At 36.3% G+C, this 15,407-nt stretch carries 12 protein-coding genes; 8 read left to right on the top strand and 4 right to left on the bottom strand.

Annotated features, from left to right (window positions below; translation table 11 throughout):
- Window positions 1-31 precede the first annotated feature (31 nt).
- Window positions 32-562, bottom strand: a complete 531-nt coding sequence (gene hpt, locus V7M80_RS09745) for a hypoxanthine phosphoribosyltransferase (protein WP_333695736.1) — start codon at window positions 560-562, stop codon at window positions 32-34.
- A 93-nt stretch (window positions 563-655) separates the two neighbouring features.
- Between hpt and V7M80_RS09740 the strand changes: the two genes are divergently transcribed.
- The 5 genes from V7M80_RS09740 to V7M80_RS09720 all read left to right on the top strand — a co-directional run bounded on the left by V7M80_RS09740 (window position 656) and on the right by V7M80_RS09720 (window position 5,551).
- Entirely contained in the window at window positions 656-1,201 is a 546-nt protein-coding gene (locus V7M80_RS09740) for a hypothetical protein (RefSeq protein WP_333695735.1), read from the top strand.
- A 52-nt stretch (window positions 1,202-1,253) separates the two neighbouring features.
- Complete coding sequence (locus V7M80_RS09735; RefSeq protein WP_333695734.1) at window positions 1,254-2,405, top strand: 5-(carboxyamino)imidazole ribonucleotide synthase; 1,152 nt, start codon at window positions 1,254-1,256, stop codon at window positions 2,403-2,405.
- A gap of 61 nt (window positions 2,406-2,466) precedes the next feature.
- Window positions 2,467-2,952, top strand: a complete 486-nt coding sequence (purE, locus tag V7M80_RS09730) for a 5-(carboxyamino)imidazole ribonucleotide mutase (RefSeq protein ID WP_333695732.1) — start codon at window positions 2,467-2,469, stop codon at window positions 2,950-2,952.
- A gap of 15 nt (window positions 2,953-2,967) precedes the next feature.
- On the top strand, window positions 2,968-3,201 hold the full coding sequence (locus V7M80_RS09725) for a hypothetical protein (RefSeq protein ID WP_333695730.1): 234 nt from the start codon (window positions 2,968-2,970) through the stop codon (window positions 3,199-3,201).
- A 325-nt stretch (window positions 3,202-3,526) separates the two neighbouring features.
- Window positions 3,527-5,551 carry a M3 family metallopeptidase gene (locus tag V7M80_RS09720; RefSeq protein ID WP_333695728.1) on the top strand — a complete coding sequence of 675 codons (2,025 nt, stop codon included), beginning with the start codon at window positions 3,527-3,529 and terminating at the stop codon, window positions 5,549-5,551.
- Between the two features lie 296 nt (window positions 5,552-5,847).
- Here the strand turns inward: V7M80_RS09720 and V7M80_RS09715 are convergent, their stop codons facing one another.
- Entirely contained in the window at window positions 5,848-9,801 is a 3,954-nt protein-coding gene (locus V7M80_RS09715; protein WP_333695726.1) for a GEVED domain-containing protein, read from the bottom strand.
- A 266-nt stretch (window positions 9,802-10,067) separates the two neighbouring features.
- Here V7M80_RS09715 and V7M80_RS09710 point away from each other — a divergent pair, with 266 nt between their 5' ends.
- Complete coding sequence (locus tag V7M80_RS09710) at window positions 10,068-10,571, top strand: GbsR/MarR family transcriptional regulator (RefSeq protein WP_333695724.1); 504 nt, start codon at window positions 10,068-10,070, stop codon at window positions 10,569-10,571.
- A gap of 74 nt (window positions 10,572-10,645) precedes the next feature.
- On the opposite strand, the gene V7M80_RS09705 is transcribed toward V7M80_RS09710, so the two are convergent.
- Complete coding sequence (locus V7M80_RS09705) at window positions 10,646-11,416, bottom strand: hypothetical protein (protein WP_333695722.1); 771 nt, start codon at window positions 11,414-11,416, stop codon at window positions 10,646-10,648.
- A gap of 144 nt (window positions 11,417-11,560) precedes the next feature.
- On the opposite strand from V7M80_RS09705, the gene gcvP reads away from it, so the two are divergent.
- Both gcvP and V7M80_RS09695 read left to right on the top strand, forming a co-directional pair.
- Window positions 11,561-14,404, top strand: a complete 2,844-nt coding sequence (gene gcvP, locus V7M80_RS09700; RefSeq protein WP_333695720.1) for an aminomethyl-transferring glycine dehydrogenase — start codon at window positions 11,561-11,563, stop codon at window positions 14,402-14,404.
- Window positions 14,405-14,477: 73 nt separating this feature from the next.
- The gene (locus V7M80_RS09695; protein WP_333695719.1) at window positions 14,478-14,849 is read left to right on the top strand and encodes a group III truncated hemoglobin; all 372 of its coding nucleotides are present in this window, start codon (window positions 14,478-14,480) and stop codon (window positions 14,847-14,849) included.
- Between the two features lie 28 nt (window positions 14,850-14,877).
- Here the strand turns inward: V7M80_RS09695 and V7M80_RS09690 are convergent.
- On the bottom strand, window positions 14,878-15,407 hold a 530-nt coding region (locus V7M80_RS09690; protein ID WP_333695717.1), incomplete at its 5' end, for a T9SS type A sorting domain-containing protein.

The following is a 15,407-nucleotide window of genomic DNA, read 5'->3' as shown; positions in this document are numbered from 1 at the left end:
TCCGATAACCATCGGAATAGGTAGTTAGATTTTATTCTGCAAGTTGATATACGTCTGGTAAATTTCTGCCCAATCCATCATAATCCAGTCCATATCCTACGATGAATTTGTTTGGAATTCGTATCCCGACATAATCAATTTTGATGTCTTTTTTATAAGCGTCCGGCTTCAGAAACAAGGTGGCAATTTTAAGGTGTTTTACTTTTTTCTCTTTAAAAATGGCTTTGAGTTCTTCAATGGTGTTTCCGGTATCAATGATATCTTCTACAATAACAACTGTTTTTCCTTCCAAACTTTCATTTAAACCAATCAATTGTTTCACTTGATTAGTGCTTTGGGTTCCTTCATAGGAAGACATTTTTACAAAATTTACCTCGCACATGCCTCGGTATTTTTTCATCAAATCAGAAAATACCATAAAAGCACCATTCAAAACGCCAATAAAAACAGGCACTTCATCAAAAAAATCATCATCCATTTGCTTGGCTAAATTAGAGATGGCAAAATCAATTTCTTCTGATGAAATGAAAGGTTCAAACGATTTATCGTGAAGATGTATCATGTTGTGTTTTTTAATACGTTGCAAATTTAAGGAAGTATTGAGTATTAAGAAGTAAGAATCCTTACTTTTTTGCAAAATTGGTATATTTACCAAATGAATTCGAAACTCTATCAAAAAATTGAATCAGGAACGGCTCATGTAAAAAGCAGAGTTACAATTAGTAATTTAGCCATGAAGAGTGATGAAAATTTGCAGGAACTCATTGAAATAGCTTTTGATATTCACCATGAATTGCACGTGAAAGCTTTTTGGAGTTTGGATTTGGTTGGTGAGAAAAAATTGAAATTACTGGTTCCTTTTTTGGATGCGTTTTGTGAAGTTTTACCTCAAATTAAAAATGATTCTTCATTACGACCTGCCACTCGCATAGCAATGTTTTTAGCCAAAAGCAATCATCGAAAAAACGGCATAAAATTATCGCAAGAACAAGAACATCTATTGATTGAAGCTTTAATTGACCGATTAATTCAGGATGAAAAAGTAGCTTCTAAGGCTTACGCTATGAAAGCGTTGTTCATTTTTGGAAAAAAATACGATTGGATTCACGAGGAATTGAAACCCATTTTGAGTCAGGATTATGCAAATCATTCTGCCGGTTACAAAGCGGCGGCAAAGAATATTTTGAAAAGAATGAAATAAGTTTTCAATCCATAAATTGTTACTTATCTTTGCCCAACAACAACACAACACCATGAATTATTTTTCATCCGATTTTAAATTAGGCATTTTAGGAGGAGGCCAATTGGGCAAGATGCTTTTGGCTGAAACCCGAAAATTTGATATTCAAACTTATGCGTTAGACCCAAGTGCAGCTGCTCCTTGTCAGTTTGGAACTCATTATTTTGAAGTTGGAAATTTGCTTGATTTTGACACTGTTTATCAATTTGGAAAAAAAGTAGATGTACTTACCATTGAAATTGAAAATGTCAATTTAGATGCCTTGGATCAATTGGAAACAGAGGGCAAAAAAGTATTTCCTTCGCCAAAGACTTTACGAAATATTCAAAGTAAAATTACACAGAAAAAGTTATACCTAGAAAATAAAATTCCGACAGCAAACGCGTTACTTTTTGAATCGAAAGGAGATTTAGAATTACAAAAAGAAAAATTGACATTTCCTTGCGTTTGGAAACAAGACCGATTTGGCTACGATGGCTATGGTGTAAAAATTTTAAAATCTGAAAACGATATTGAAAGTTTGCCCGAAACGCCTTGCCTTATCGAGGAAATGATTCCGTTTAAAAATGAATTGGCCGTTATTGTTGTTCGCTCCGTTTCCGGCGAAGTGAAAACTTATCCGGTGGTGGAAATGGAATTTCATCCTGAAGCCAATCAAGTAGAATATGTGATTTGTCCGGCTCGAATTGACGAAAAAGTAGCTCAAAAAGCTCAAGAAATTGCGTTAAAAGTTTCGGAAGTTTTCAATCATGTGGGATTGTTAGCCGTGGAAATGTTTCAAACCGAAAATGATGCCATTTTAGTAAATGAAGTCGCTCCACGCCCACACAATTCGGGACATTACAGCATTGAAGCCAGTTATACTTCGCAATTTGAAAATCATTTGCGAGCCATTTTAGATTTACCTTTGGGAAATACCGCTAGCAAAGTTGCCGGAATAATGGTAAATTTGGTGGGTGAAGAAGGTTTTTCCGGACCTGTAGTTTATGAAAACATTGAAAAAATTATGGCTATTGATGGTGTAACACCTCATCTTTATGGCAAAAGAGAAACCCGACCTTTTCGCAAAATGGGACATGTCACGATTGTGAATGAAGATATGAAGGTAGCCAGAAAAGTGGCAGAAGAAGTGAAGAATAGTATTAGAGTGGTTAGTCGCAGTTGACAGTCGCAGTTGGCTGTTAAACCGAATTAACTTGAAACCTTAAACTTGAAACAAAAAACCAATGAGCAAAGTAGCCATCATAATGGGAAGTATTTCCGACATGCCGGTCATGCAGGAAGCCATCGACATCTTAAAAGGATTTGATATCGAAACCGAAGTGGATATTGTTTCGGCACACCGAACACCGGAAAAATTGTTTGATTTTAGTAAAAATGCTCACACGCGTGGCATTTCGGTGATTATTGCCGGAGCCGGTGGTGCGGCCCATTTACCGGGAATGGTCGCTTCGATGTCACCGTTACCTGTGATTGGCGTTCCGGTAAAATCCAGTAATTCAATTGATGGTTGGGATTCGGTTTTGTCAATTTTGCAAATGCCGGGTGGTGTTCCGGTAGCAACAGTCGCTTTGAACGGAGCCAAAAATGCCGGAATTTTAGCAGCACAAATTATTGGAAGTCACGATAAATGTGTGTTGGATAAAATTGTTTTTTATAAAGAAAGTTTGAAAGAAGCGGTTTTGAAAGCTTCGGAAGGATTGAAAAAATAATTATCTTTGATAAAAATGAATATGGATATTAAAACTTCAAAAATAGAACTGGCAAAGGTTATCTTGGACCTCGAAAATCCTGAATTGATTGAAGAAATTATTCATTTGGTTCAATCCAAATCTACTTTGACTGAAAATCAAAAAAAAGCAATTGATGAAGCCATTGTTTCACTTGAAAACAAGGAAGGAATTCCTCATAATATGGTGATGGAAGAAACCAAAAATCGGTATTCAAAATATTTTAAATAAATGAATGTCATTTGGTCTCCACAAGCTGAAAAAGACTATTGGCAAAATATTGATTATTTGGACGCAGAATGGTCATTTCAGGTAACGCTCAACTTTATTGAAAAGTAGAGGAAACCATTCAACTATTAACACTGAAAAATGTTGAATTTATTTGAACTCATTATAAGAATGTTCATAAAGTAGTGATTACAAAACATATTACACTTTATTATAAAATCAATTCCAATCAATTAGAATTACTTCGTTTTTGGAATACCTACCAAGATTTTGAAAATTTTAAATTATAAAAATACGGAATGAGATTGCTTCGCTCCTCGCAATAACTATGAAAACACTTACTCAAAATTTCGAAACCAAACACAACACCGCACCTTTTTCGCAAATACAATTAGCCGATTATAAACCGGCTTTTGAAGCAACGATTGCTCAAGCAAAAGCTGAAATTGATGCTATTATAAAAAACCCGGAAGTTCCAACTTTTGAAAATACAATTGAAGCACTCGATTATTCCGGTGAAACGTTAGACCGATTATCTTCTATTTTCTTTAATTTGAATTCAGCCGAAACTTGTGATGAAATGCAGAAAATTGCTCAGGAAGTTTCGCCCATGTTAACGGAGTTTAGCAATGATATTGCCTTGAATGATGAGTTGTTCAAACGCGTGAAAGCAGTGTATGATCAAAAAGACAAACTGACTTTAACAACTGAACAAGCCACTTTATTAGATAAAAAATTCAAAGGTTTTTCACGAAATGGAGCTTTACTTTCGGAAGAAGATAAATTGAAATTACGTGAAATTGACACCGAATTAGCCAAGCTAAAATTGACGTATGGCGAAAATGTGTTAGCGGAAACCAATAACTACCAATTGCACATTACCCACGAAGCCAATTTAAAAGGATTACCCGATGGAGCTAAAGAAATGGCCGCGAGTTTGGCCAAATCAAAAGGTTTGAATGGTTGGGTTTTTACGTTGGATTTTCCGAGTTATTTACCATTTGTGACCTATGTAGACAATCGTGAATTGCGAAAAGAAATCGCCATTGCGGCCGGAAAAAAAGCTTTTCAAAATAATGAATTTGACAACAAAGAAAATGTGAAACGCATTGTGGAATTACGTCATAAACGAGCGAATTTATTGGGTTATGAATCGCATTCGCATTTTGTCTTGGAAGAACGAATGGCTCAACATCCGGATAAAGTTAAATCTTTTTTGAATGATTTGTTGGAAAAAGCCAAACCCGCAGCTCAAAAAGAGTTTACCGAATTGACAGCTTTTGCGAAAGAATTGGACGGCATTGAACAATTAGAAAAATGGGACGGAGCCTACTATTCGGAAAAATTGAAACAAAAATTATTCAGTTTGGATGATGAATTACTGAAACCGTATTTCAAATTGGAAAATGTGTTGAACGGTGCTTTTACGATTGCCGAAAAATTATTCGGAATCAGATTCAAGGAAGTTTATGATATTGACAAATACCACAACGATGTACAAACGTTTGAAGTATTAGATTTTCAAGATGAATTAGTGGCTATTTTTTATGCCGATTTTTTTCCTAGAAAAGGTAAACGTAACGGTGCTTGGATGACCTCTTTTAAACCTCAATACATTAAAAATGGGGTGAACGAAAGACCGCACGTTTCTATTGTATGCAATTTTACGCCACCAACGGAAACCAAACCTTCACTTCTCACTTTTAACGAAGTGACTACATTGTTTCACGAATTTGGTCACGCGTTGCATGGAATGCTAGCGAATACGACCTATCCGAGTTTATCCGGAACTTCGGTATATTGGGATTTTGTAGAATTGCCGAGTCAAATCATGGAAAACTGGTGCTACGAACCCGAAGCCTTGGCTTTGTTTGCGAAGCATTATTTAACCGGCGAAGTGATTCCGCAACATTTTGTTGAAAAAATAAAAGAAAGTGCGAGTTTCTTGGAAGGAATGGCAACTTTGCGTCAATTGAGTTTTGGACTTTTAGACATGGCGTATCACGGAAAATCACAAACGATTGCCGATGTAAAAGCGTTTGAAAAAGCGGCATTTGAAGGCACTTCTTTGTATCCGGATGTGGAGGAAAATTGCATGAGTACGTCGTTTTCGCATATTTTTCAAGGGGGTTATTCCTCAGGTTATTACAGTTACAAATGGGCGGAGGTATTGGATGCCGATGCGTTTGCTTATTTTCAGGAAAAAGGCATTTTTAATTCGGAAGTAGCAACCAAATTCAAAGACAATGTTCTATCAAAAGGCGGAACCGAATTGCCGATGGAATTGTATAAAAAGTTCAGAGGTCAGGAACCAAAAGTGGAAGCGTTGTTGAAAAGGGCGGGGTTGGTATAGATTGTTAGATTATTAGATATTTGAAACCGAAGTTAGTGCTTCGGTTTTTTTTGTAAATAATGTTTTGATTAAACAATTTAAATACCCATTTGATAATAACAAACAACTTCTAATTACTCTTTCTTCACCGCGTTAAGGATTGCAGTGGAAAGCCCACAGAGAGGAGGCACGACGAACGCGGACTTGTAACGAAAAGCCTGACCCGTAGCTTGCGGAGGGGAACGCCCTACAAATTAAAACAGGAATAACAAAAAAAAGCCACCTTGCGGTGGCTTTTCTATACTTGCTAATCGAAATTAGTTTTTCACTATTTTGATCGTTTTTGAAGCATTTTCAGTTTGAACTTTTACAAAATAAGTTCCGGTTGGTAGTTTACCCATTTCCAAAGACCCTTGAAGAGCATTAACATTTTGAAAGGAAACTTTTTGACCTATCATGTTATACAATTCTAAAGATACAATAGGAGCAGTATATTCTACTTGAAGAACATTAGTAACGGGGTTTGGATAATATTTTAACCCGGCTAAATCAAATGAATTAGCTCCCAAAGTTACGGTAACAGTTACTGCAAAACTAGCACTTCTACAACCTTGATCTGAAGTTTGAACGGCATAATAGGTTTGACCGTTTACCAATTGAGTTGTAACTGTCAAGGCATTAGCCCCGTTTAAAGCATCGGCCTCTGAGGCATACCATTCTACATCATTACCGGTTACAACCAAATCAGCAATAGTAGCGTCTGCTAAATCGTCAACTTGGAAAGCTTGATTAGATTCTCCGGTTGGAGCATCAACGGTATTAACCGTAACCAAAACAACTTGTTCTTTGAAACAACCGGTAGTAGGATTTGTAGCTCTAACGGTATAACTTGTAGAAGCAGAAGGAGAAACAGCTATTGTAGAAGTAGTAAAATCTCCAGGAGTCCACAACCAATTAACTGTTGAAGCGTCTCCGGTTCCTTCAAATATAACATTTAACCTTTGTAAAGAAGTTGATGGTACAGCTGTTCCAGCTTGAACTAAATTTTGCAAAGTATTCACGGCACTATCTACGCTGGTAATCGCCGAGATAGTCATAGGCTGAGCCGTAGCTGTAAAATAAGTTATTGCATTATTGGTTGAATCTTCACCATCTTGTCGAACGTCAAGAATAATATTAGAAATACCATCCCATACATAAGGTGTATCAAAAACAATGGTATTAAACCCTATAGCGTGGTTGTATGTTGCAGGACCATAAACTACACTCAAACCAGTGGTTTGGAATGCACTAATTATGGTATTATTGGTAGTTCCGATACGAATTGAGAAATTCGTAACATTGGTACCCGAACCTAAAGTTGTTATATTGTAAGTAATAGAATTAATGGTACCGGCAGATAAACCAGCCGCTTGTAATTCTGCAGCAGTAAATATAGTTTGGTTCCAATATTGATCCCATCGGTTACAGAAAGCTGTTGGTTGTGTTGTAGCAGAAGTCAACGTTTCTGCAGTTCCAATAGTTGCCGTAGTAATTACATTAGCTGTTAAATTGGCTGAACCACCTTGACAAATCTCGGCATTAGAAGCTGATATAACCGGTTCTAAATTAACATTTACGTTGAAAGTAGTTGATGTTTGACATAAACTACCGGCAGATTGAGATGCATTCAAAGTATAGGTTGTAGTTGTAGTTGGAGCAAAAACCCAACCATCAACAGAATTCCCCGAAACTCCACTAGCAGGAGACCATTGGAATGTATCGTACTCTACTTGACCTGATGTTAAGGTAATTGCCGGAGTAGAAAAACCAGGACATATTTCAGCCGAAGAACTACTTAATGCCAATTGAGGTGAAGCATTAACGGTAGCTACAACTTCAACTCTTTCTGAAGAACAACCCGTTGAATATTTTAAATCATAAAAATAATAATAGGTAGATGTGGTTGTTCCACCCCACTCTGATGCCGTTACGGTTACTACACCATCTGTTCCAACATATGGGAAGGCTAATGATACACCGTCTCTGATTAAGTTAACTCCAGAAGAAGATTTAACTAAAATTCTATACCCATTACCGGCAGGTAACTTATAGTTTATAGGAATGATATTTGGAGTTGTAGTACCTCCTGCAGCAATTGGAACACTTCCGGTTGCATAAATTTCTGTCAAACTTGAGTTTGTAATTTTAATATCAACTGTACCAGCTGTTGTAGAATAAAGTGAAACCGATTCTAATTTAAAAGACTCAGTTGCATTAAAAACAATACCCCAGTTGGTAAGTGTACTTCCTGTAGCAGTTGAAGGTGGAGCTAATTTTCCTGATGTTTGTTGTGGTCCTACAGTTGCTTCGGCCCAAAAAGAAGTAGTTTGTGAAATATTAGGGGTTGAAAAATTATTCCCAACAAATAATGGAAGTCCACCTGTTGCATTAGCATACCATCTGGTTATACCGATGTTTGACGTAGCGGCCAACTGTACAGAGCCTTGACCACAAATTGAACCTGGAGTAGTACTTGTTAATACTGGCGGATCGCACTCGGTTTCAAAAGTAGCTCTAGTTAAGGACCAATCACTTACTTCGGAATTACAGTTACTTCTTACCCAAACGTAATAAATGGTTCTGGGTGTTAAATCAGAAATTGTAGCACTAAGTTGTCCCGCTCCAACGCTACCTGAAGGTGTTGTTTGAGCAGTTGGAGGCGTATTCGTTGTAGCTATATAATATTGATAACCATTACTAGCGTTTGTGATTGATGCTACCCAATTTACCGTTCCTGAAAAGGCAGAAGATGCAACACCTGTTACATTAGTTGGAGGCAAACAAGCAGGTATATCGGTAACTGTCAATTTATAATCTTCAGTTTCTGTTCTAGTATTAGTACTAGCACAAGGATCTGGAGTTATACTATTAAAATCTATTCTAACTCTCATTCTGTAATTTCCTTGAGGGATTCCTGCAGGAACTACAAAACTTCCAGTTTGATTATTCCCATAGGCACTGGTTACAAATACACGCTCTGTGGCATTGTCAAAAATTAAATCGTTATTCCAATCTACCCAGATACTGGTTCCCACAGTACCCCCAACAATTTCACTGGTAAAATTGATAACTCCGGTAGGAAATTGACTCACTGTTTGGGTATTGTAGTTGTCTTGATAACCTCCTGTTGTATAACCTGAAGCTAAATTTGAAATATTTGTACTACCTCCAGTTGTGGTGAAATTATTTATGTAGGTAGAGGATAACGTGGAGGAAGGAATACAATAATTTGTAAAAAAAGGTATAGAAATCCAAGAACTAAAATCATTGACTCCACATCTTGATCTTACAAATAAAGTATAAGATGTGCTAATCGTTAAGTTGGAAAAAGCTAAAGAAGTGTTTAATGTATTTCCACTTTCTACCAAACCTGTAGAGCCGCTTCCTACAGCACCACTTGTTCTCAATTCGTATTGATACCCTTCAGACGGATTTGAAGGAGAAGCTGTCCATGAAATATTTGCAGAACTTGTAGTCAATCCGGCAATTGTTAATGCAGAAGGAGCACCACATGCAAAAGCTACTACAGAAATGTTATCTACAGATGCAGGTGGATTAGTTCCGCCAGACACATCATTTTTCCAAACAAAAACTAATCTTTTGGTAGAACCCGCAACATAAGCCAATTGAGCAGCTGTTAAGGTATAAGTTACATTGGTTGTTGTTGTAGGCACTACCGTTCCATTACGTTGCAACAAAAAATAGCCGGTTGTACCATTTGTATATCCAGGCCAACCTGTTGTAGTTGTAGCCGTTCCAACCGGACCGTCAAGAGTAGGCTCAATTGATGTGTCCATCAGATAAACTACTAGATTATCCCAATTCCCATCGTTTCCATTTGCTCTCCAATCAAAAGAAAGGGTTACCGATAATGCATTGGAAGGAAAAGCAATATCTCTGTAAAAAGATGACCTGTTAATTTGGTTATTGGTATAGGTCCAATCCACACCTCCATTATTAGAAACAAAGGCTCCGGCATTTCCCGAAAACCATCCGGGTGTAGAACCTACTGTCCATTTGTTTGTCGCGGCATTTATTGCTGTCCATCCGTTATCAGCAAATGTAGAACCATTCTCAAAACCACCATCACCATTAGGATTTAATAGTACAGTTTGAGCAGTCATACTTTGTCCTAGCAGTAGAACAAAAACACACAAGGTGTAAAAAATGTTGTTTCCGGATTGATTAAAAAGCCAATCCCAACTTTGCGTTAAAGTAATTTTTTTCATTAATAAAAAATATAGTGTTAATTAGCTATAAAGATAAGAAATTGAAAAAAAAAACACCTTTGCTACTCGACAGTTTAACGTTATAGTTTGGAATAATTTAATTTTTAAAAGTTTTTTTAAAATATTCTTCAAACTTTTAAAAAATAAAGTAAAAGTTTAGAACTAAAAAATATCTTTCATTTATTTTTGAAAGTTTAAAAACTTTTATTTAAATTTGGCAAATAATTAAAATCCACTATTAAAACAAACAAAACATTTATCAAACCATGAATTTTGTAGAAGCTAAAAATAAATTTGTTCAAACTTGGGGAGCTTTAGGTTCGCAATGGGGCATTAACAAAACCATGGCTCAAATTCACGCACTGTTGATGGTTTCACACGAACCGATTTCGATGGAAGATATTATGGATGAATTGCAAATTTCTCGAGGGAATGCTTCGATGAATTTGCGAGCTTTAATGGATTGGGGAATTGTCTATAAAGAATACAAAGCCGGAGAACGCAAAGAGTTTTTTACAGCCGAAAAAGATTTAGATGAATTGGCCGTAAAAATTTCGAGAGAGCGAAGCAAACGTGAAATTAAACCCGCATTAAAAGTCCTGAAAGAAGTATCCGCATTGGAAACAGATGGAACCGCTGCCGAAAAACATTTTGTAGATCAAACGACTAAATTGTATGATTTTGTCTCAAAAGCCGATAATGTTTTGGATAAAATGACAGAATACAAAGACAATTGGTTGGCAAAATTGGTGGTAAAAATTATGAAGTAAATTTTTAAAAGCTATTGTTGAAAACAAATATCCAATATAAAATTCATTACACCTGACAGGTTTTAAAAAACCTGTCAGGTGTAAACCAATACCAACCACCACAAAATCGGCACACTTTCTACCCAAAAAGAAGTGTAATACGTATCTCTTTTTAAGGTAGTAAATCCGATAAAAAATGCCGTTATAATGGCTATCACAAAAGTTGCTATTTCAATGTTTTCTTTAAAAAATTCCAATCCCATAAACGGCAACAAAAGAACAATTCCAAACCCTTTAGTTGTAAAAATTCCAAATCGTTGTGGAAGGGTTTTCATTGAATCATCATCAATTTGACTATCTAAAATTTCAAAAGGAACCAGCAAACTAATGACAATTAAAAACCGCTGAATAAGAACGATAATTCCACTTACTTTGATTTCGTTTTCGAGAATCAAAGGGGTATATGCTGTAATTCCCGTAACACAAAAACTAACCCAAAACAATTTCAAAAAACCAAATTTTCGGAAGAATGGATAAATAACAACCCAAAGTCCAATTTTGATAATATAAATTTGAATTGAATTAGGCAACTGAATAAAATAATAAATTGAAGCAATAAGGGAAAAAAAAGTCAATCCAATCAGAAAGCGATTTTTTTTGAAATCGAAATTCCCATTTTGAAAGGGTTTAAAAAATTTTAGAAAATTATACCCAACAATGGTTCCGTAAAAAACCATCACCGACACCGATTCTATAGCCGGCAATCGCAATGAAACCTCTGTGATACGAACCAACGCATAAATAGCCAAAGCCACATGAACAGAGCTTTGTATGTAAAAATCAAATAATGCTTTAAGTAATCTCACATTTCAAAAATACTACTTCTGTTAATAAAACCCCTTTTTAGTTGAAAAATTCTAAAAATATTAGTCCTTGTTTAACGAAAAATTACAATAGTAATAATTACTTTTGTGTGCTTAAGACAACACCTATTTACCTCAAGAAATTACATGAAAACAGATGCATTTGCTTTACGCCATTTAGGTCCACGTGAGAGCGACCTAAATCATATGTTTAAAACCGTTGGCGTTGAAAATTTTGAACAACTCATCTACGAAACTATTCCGGATGATATTCGTTTAAAAAAAGACTTAGATTTAGAACCGGCTCTAACTGAATATGAATATTTGAATCACATTCAGGAATTAGGCAAAAAAAATAAAGTATTCAAAACTTACATCGGATTAGGCTACCATCCCACTATTGTTCCAGCCGTTATTCAACGTAATATTTTTGAAAATCCAGGATGGTACACAGCTTACACTCCTTATCAAGCAGAAATTGCTCAAGGCCGTTTGGAAGCCATTTTAAATTTCCAAACCACTGTTATTGAGTTAACCGGAATGGAAATTGCCAATGCGTCTTTGCTTGACGAAGGTACGGCTGCCGCAGAGGCGATGGCTCTTCTTTTAGATGTTAGAACCCGTGATCAAAAGAAAAACAATGTAAATAAATTCTTCGTTTCAGAAGAAATTTTACCTCAAACACTTTCGGTTCTTCAAACAAGAGCCACTCCGTTGAAAATTGAATTAGTAGTTGGAAATCACGAAACATTCGATTTTTCAACCGAATTTTTTGGTGCTATTCTTCAATATCCCGGAAAATTTGGTCAAGTAAATGACTATTCGGCATTTATTGCAAAAGCAGCTGAAAAAGAAATTAAAGTTGCCGTTGCTGCCGATATTTTATCATTAGCCCAATTAACGCCTCCAGGAGAAATGGGTGCATCTGTAGTAGTGGGAACCACGCAACGTTTTGGAATTCCGATGGGTTATGGCGGGCCACACGCTGCTTTCTTTGCCACTAAAGAAGAATACAAACGCTCAATGCCCGGAAGAATTATTGGGGTTTCTATTGATGTTAATGGAAACAGAGCTTTGCGTATGGCTTTGGGCACACGCGAACAACACATCAAACGTGAAAAAGCAACTTCAAATATTTGTACAGCTCAAGTATTATTGGCCGTTATGGCCGGAATGTATGCAGTTTATCACGGTCCAAAAGGCTTAAAATATATTGCTAATAAAGTGCACGCTTCTGCCGTAACTTTAGCAGATGCCTTAAACAAATTAGGCGTTTATCAAACCAACACCTCTTTCTTTGATACCATTTTGGTAAAAGCAAATGCTCAAAAAGTAAAAGCCATTGCCGAAAAAAATGAAGTAAATTTCTTTTATGTAGATGCCGAAACCATTTCAATTTCATTAAATGAAACGACTTCAATTAAAGACATCAACCAAATTATTTCCATTTTTGCGGAAGCAGTTGGTAAAGACAATGTGGCCATTAGTCAATTAGCCAATGAATCAATGATACCTGAAAACTTAGTAAGAAAATCTACTTTCTTACAACATGACGTTTTCAACAACCATCATTCTGAATCGCAATTGATGCGGTATATCAAAAAATTAGAACGCAAAGATTTATCGTTAAATCACTCGATGATTTCGTTAGGTTCTTGTACCATGAAATTAAACGCTGCTGCCGAAATGTTGCCTTTATCTATGGCCAATTGGAACAGCATTCACCCTTTTGCTCCTATAGAACAAGCCGAAGGTTATCAAATTATGCTAAAAAAACTAGAGCAGCAATTGAATGTGGTTACCGGTTTTCAAGGTACAACTTTACAACCCAATTCAGGTGCTCAAGGCGAATATGCCGGTTTGATGGCTATTAGAGCTTATCATCTTTCTAGAGGCGATAACCACAGAAATGTGTGTTTGATTCCGGCTTCTGCACACGGAACCAATCCGGCTTCTGCTGCCATGGCAGGCATGGAAATTATCGTTACCAAAACCATGGATAATGGAAATATCGATGTAGAAGATTTGAGAGCTAAAGCCATACAGCACGCAGCAAATTTATCTTGTTTGATGGTGACTTATCCTTCTACACATGGTGTTTTTGAAAGTGCGATTTGCGAAATTACCAAAATTATTCACGATAATGGCGGTTTGGTTTATATGGATGGTGCCAACATGAATGCACAGGTTGGTTTGACAAATCCCGCCACTATTGGTGCGGATGTTTGTCACTTGAATCTACATAAAACCTTTGCCATTCCTCACGGTGGTGGTGGACCTGGAGTTGGCCCTATTTGTGTAAACGAAAAACTCGTACCCTTTTTACCTACCAATCCTATCATTCCAACCGGAGGAAGTCAAGCGATAACGGCTATTTCATCAGCTCCTTTTGGTTCTGCTTTGGTTTGTTTGATTTCGTATGGCTACATCACGATGTTGGGTGCCGAAGGCTTAAAAAATGCTACGCAATATGCTATTTTGAATGCTAATTATATGAAAGCTCGCTTGGAAGCCCACTACCCTATTTTATATTCTGGAGAAATGGGAAGAGCAGCTCACGAAATGATTTTAGATTGCAGAGCATTTGAAGAAAAAGGTATCAAAGTAACCGATATTGCCAAACGTTTAATGGATTATGGTTTCCATGCTCCAACGGTTTCCTTCCCGGTTGCCGGAACGTTGATGGTAGAACCTACCGAATCGGAAGATTTAGCTGAGTTAGATCGTTTTTGTGATGCATTGATTTCAATTCGTAAAGAAATTGAAACTTCTACAAAAGACGACGCCAACAATATTTTGAGAAATGCTCCCCACACGTTGGCGATGATAACAGCTAACGATTGGAATTTCCCTTACACTAGAGAACAAGCTGCTTATCCATTAGAATATATTGCTGAAAATAAATTCTGGCCAAGTGTTCGTCGTGTTGATGAAGCCTATGGCGATAGAAATTTAGTATGTAGCTGTGCTCCTATTGAAGCGTATATGTAAATAAAATTTGTTTCAAGTTTCAGGTTTCAGGTTTTCACAACTTGAAACTTGAAACCTGAAACTAATCCTCCTTATGAAAGACATCTTATCCCAAGAAGATTTATATTTCTTAGTAGATGAATTCTACAAAAAACTCTTATCCGACCCAAAAATCAGTTACATTTTTACCGATGTGGTCAAAATTAAGTTAGAGGAACATTTGCCCATCTTAGTTACTTTTTGGTCGCAAGCCATTTTAGGCACAGGTGGTTACACCAACAACCTGACACAGATTCATTTGGATGTAAACGAAAAATCGTATTTATCCCCAGAATTATTTCAGATTTGGTTGACTCATTTTAACAATTCGGTTGATGAAAATTTTAAAGGCGAAAAGGCTGAGAAAATTAAAACGCAGGCCTTAAATATTGCCACAGTGATGCAGATTAAAATTCAAAAATCATAAAAAAAGCGGAAATTATTCCGCTTTTTCATTAATTCTTAATTATTTTTCGGGTCGCAATATTTCCATTTTCATCTTCTATTTTCAAGAGGTATATTCCAATTGGTAAATTTGAAACTGAAAATTTATTCTGTTTAGAACTCAAAATCAATTGACCGTTTAATGCAAATAAATTAACTTCTTTAACAATTATATTACCTTCGATTTCAATATAATCTGTAACAGGGTTTGGATAAATTTTGACAAAGTCAATAGTATTAGGAGCTATACTAAGTGTTGGATTTTGAACGCATATATTGAAAAAAGATGTAATTAGAGAGGTTTCCGTTTGAAAAACTCTCACATAGTACGTTTGACCTACCGTAAATGTGTTGCTTTCATAAAACTCATTAGTGGTGCTATTCGAACTGTTGTCACATACAAAACTTGGTCCTGAGCATGAACCGGCAAAAATTTCCATACCTAAATTAAGGTTTACTCCATTTGTAACCAAAATACTCATCATGGGATCGGTAGCCACAAAACTATACCAAACATCCTGAAGTGAATTCGCAAAACAAG

This window comes from Flavobacterium sp., assembly GCF_036759525.1.
In the GTDB taxonomy this organism is placed as follows: domain Bacteria; phylum Bacteroidota; class Bacteroidia; order Flavobacteriales; family Flavobacteriaceae; genus Flavobacterium.
This window is presented reverse-complemented; position numbering and strand designations above follow the sequence as displayed.

Excerpts from the sequence above, each read along its gene's own strand:
- V7M80_RS09735 (WP_333695734.1), top strand. The coding sequence starts at position 1,254 with ATGAATTATTTTTCATCCGATTTTAAATTAGGCATTTTAGGAGGAGGC.
- V7M80_RS09725 (WP_333695730.1), top strand. The coding sequence starts at position 2,968 with ATGAATATGGATATTAAAACTTCAAAAATAGAACTGGCAAAGGTTATC.
- V7M80_RS09740 (WP_333695735.1), top strand. The coding sequence starts at position 656 with ATGAATTCGAAACTCTATCAAAAAATTGAATCAGGAACGGCTCATGTA.
- V7M80_RS09720 (WP_333695728.1), top strand. The coding sequence starts at position 3,527 with ATGAAAACACTTACTCAAAATTTCGAAACCAAACACAACACCGCACCT.
- V7M80_RS09710 (WP_333695724.1), top strand. The coding sequence starts at position 10,068 with ATGAATTTTGTAGAAGCTAAAAATAAATTTGTTCAAACTTGGGGAGCT.
- V7M80_RS09695 (WP_333695719.1), top strand. The coding sequence starts at position 14,478 with ATGAAAGACATCTTATCCCAAGAAGATTTATATTTCTTAGTAGATGAA.
- hpt (WP_333695736.1), bottom strand. The coding sequence starts at position 562 with ATGATACATCTTCACGATAAATCGTTTGAACCTTTCATTTCATCAGAA.
- gcvP (WP_333695720.1), top strand. The coding sequence starts at position 11,561 with ATGAAAACAGATGCATTTGCTTTACGCCATTTAGGTCCACGTGAGAGC.
- purE (WP_333695732.1), top strand. The coding sequence starts at position 2,467 with ATGAGCAAAGTAGCCATCATAATGGGAAGTATTTCCGACATGCCGGTC.
- V7M80_RS09715 (WP_333695726.1), bottom strand. The coding sequence starts at position 9,801 with ATGAAAAAAATTACTTTAACGCAAAGTTGGGATTGGCTTTTTAATCAA.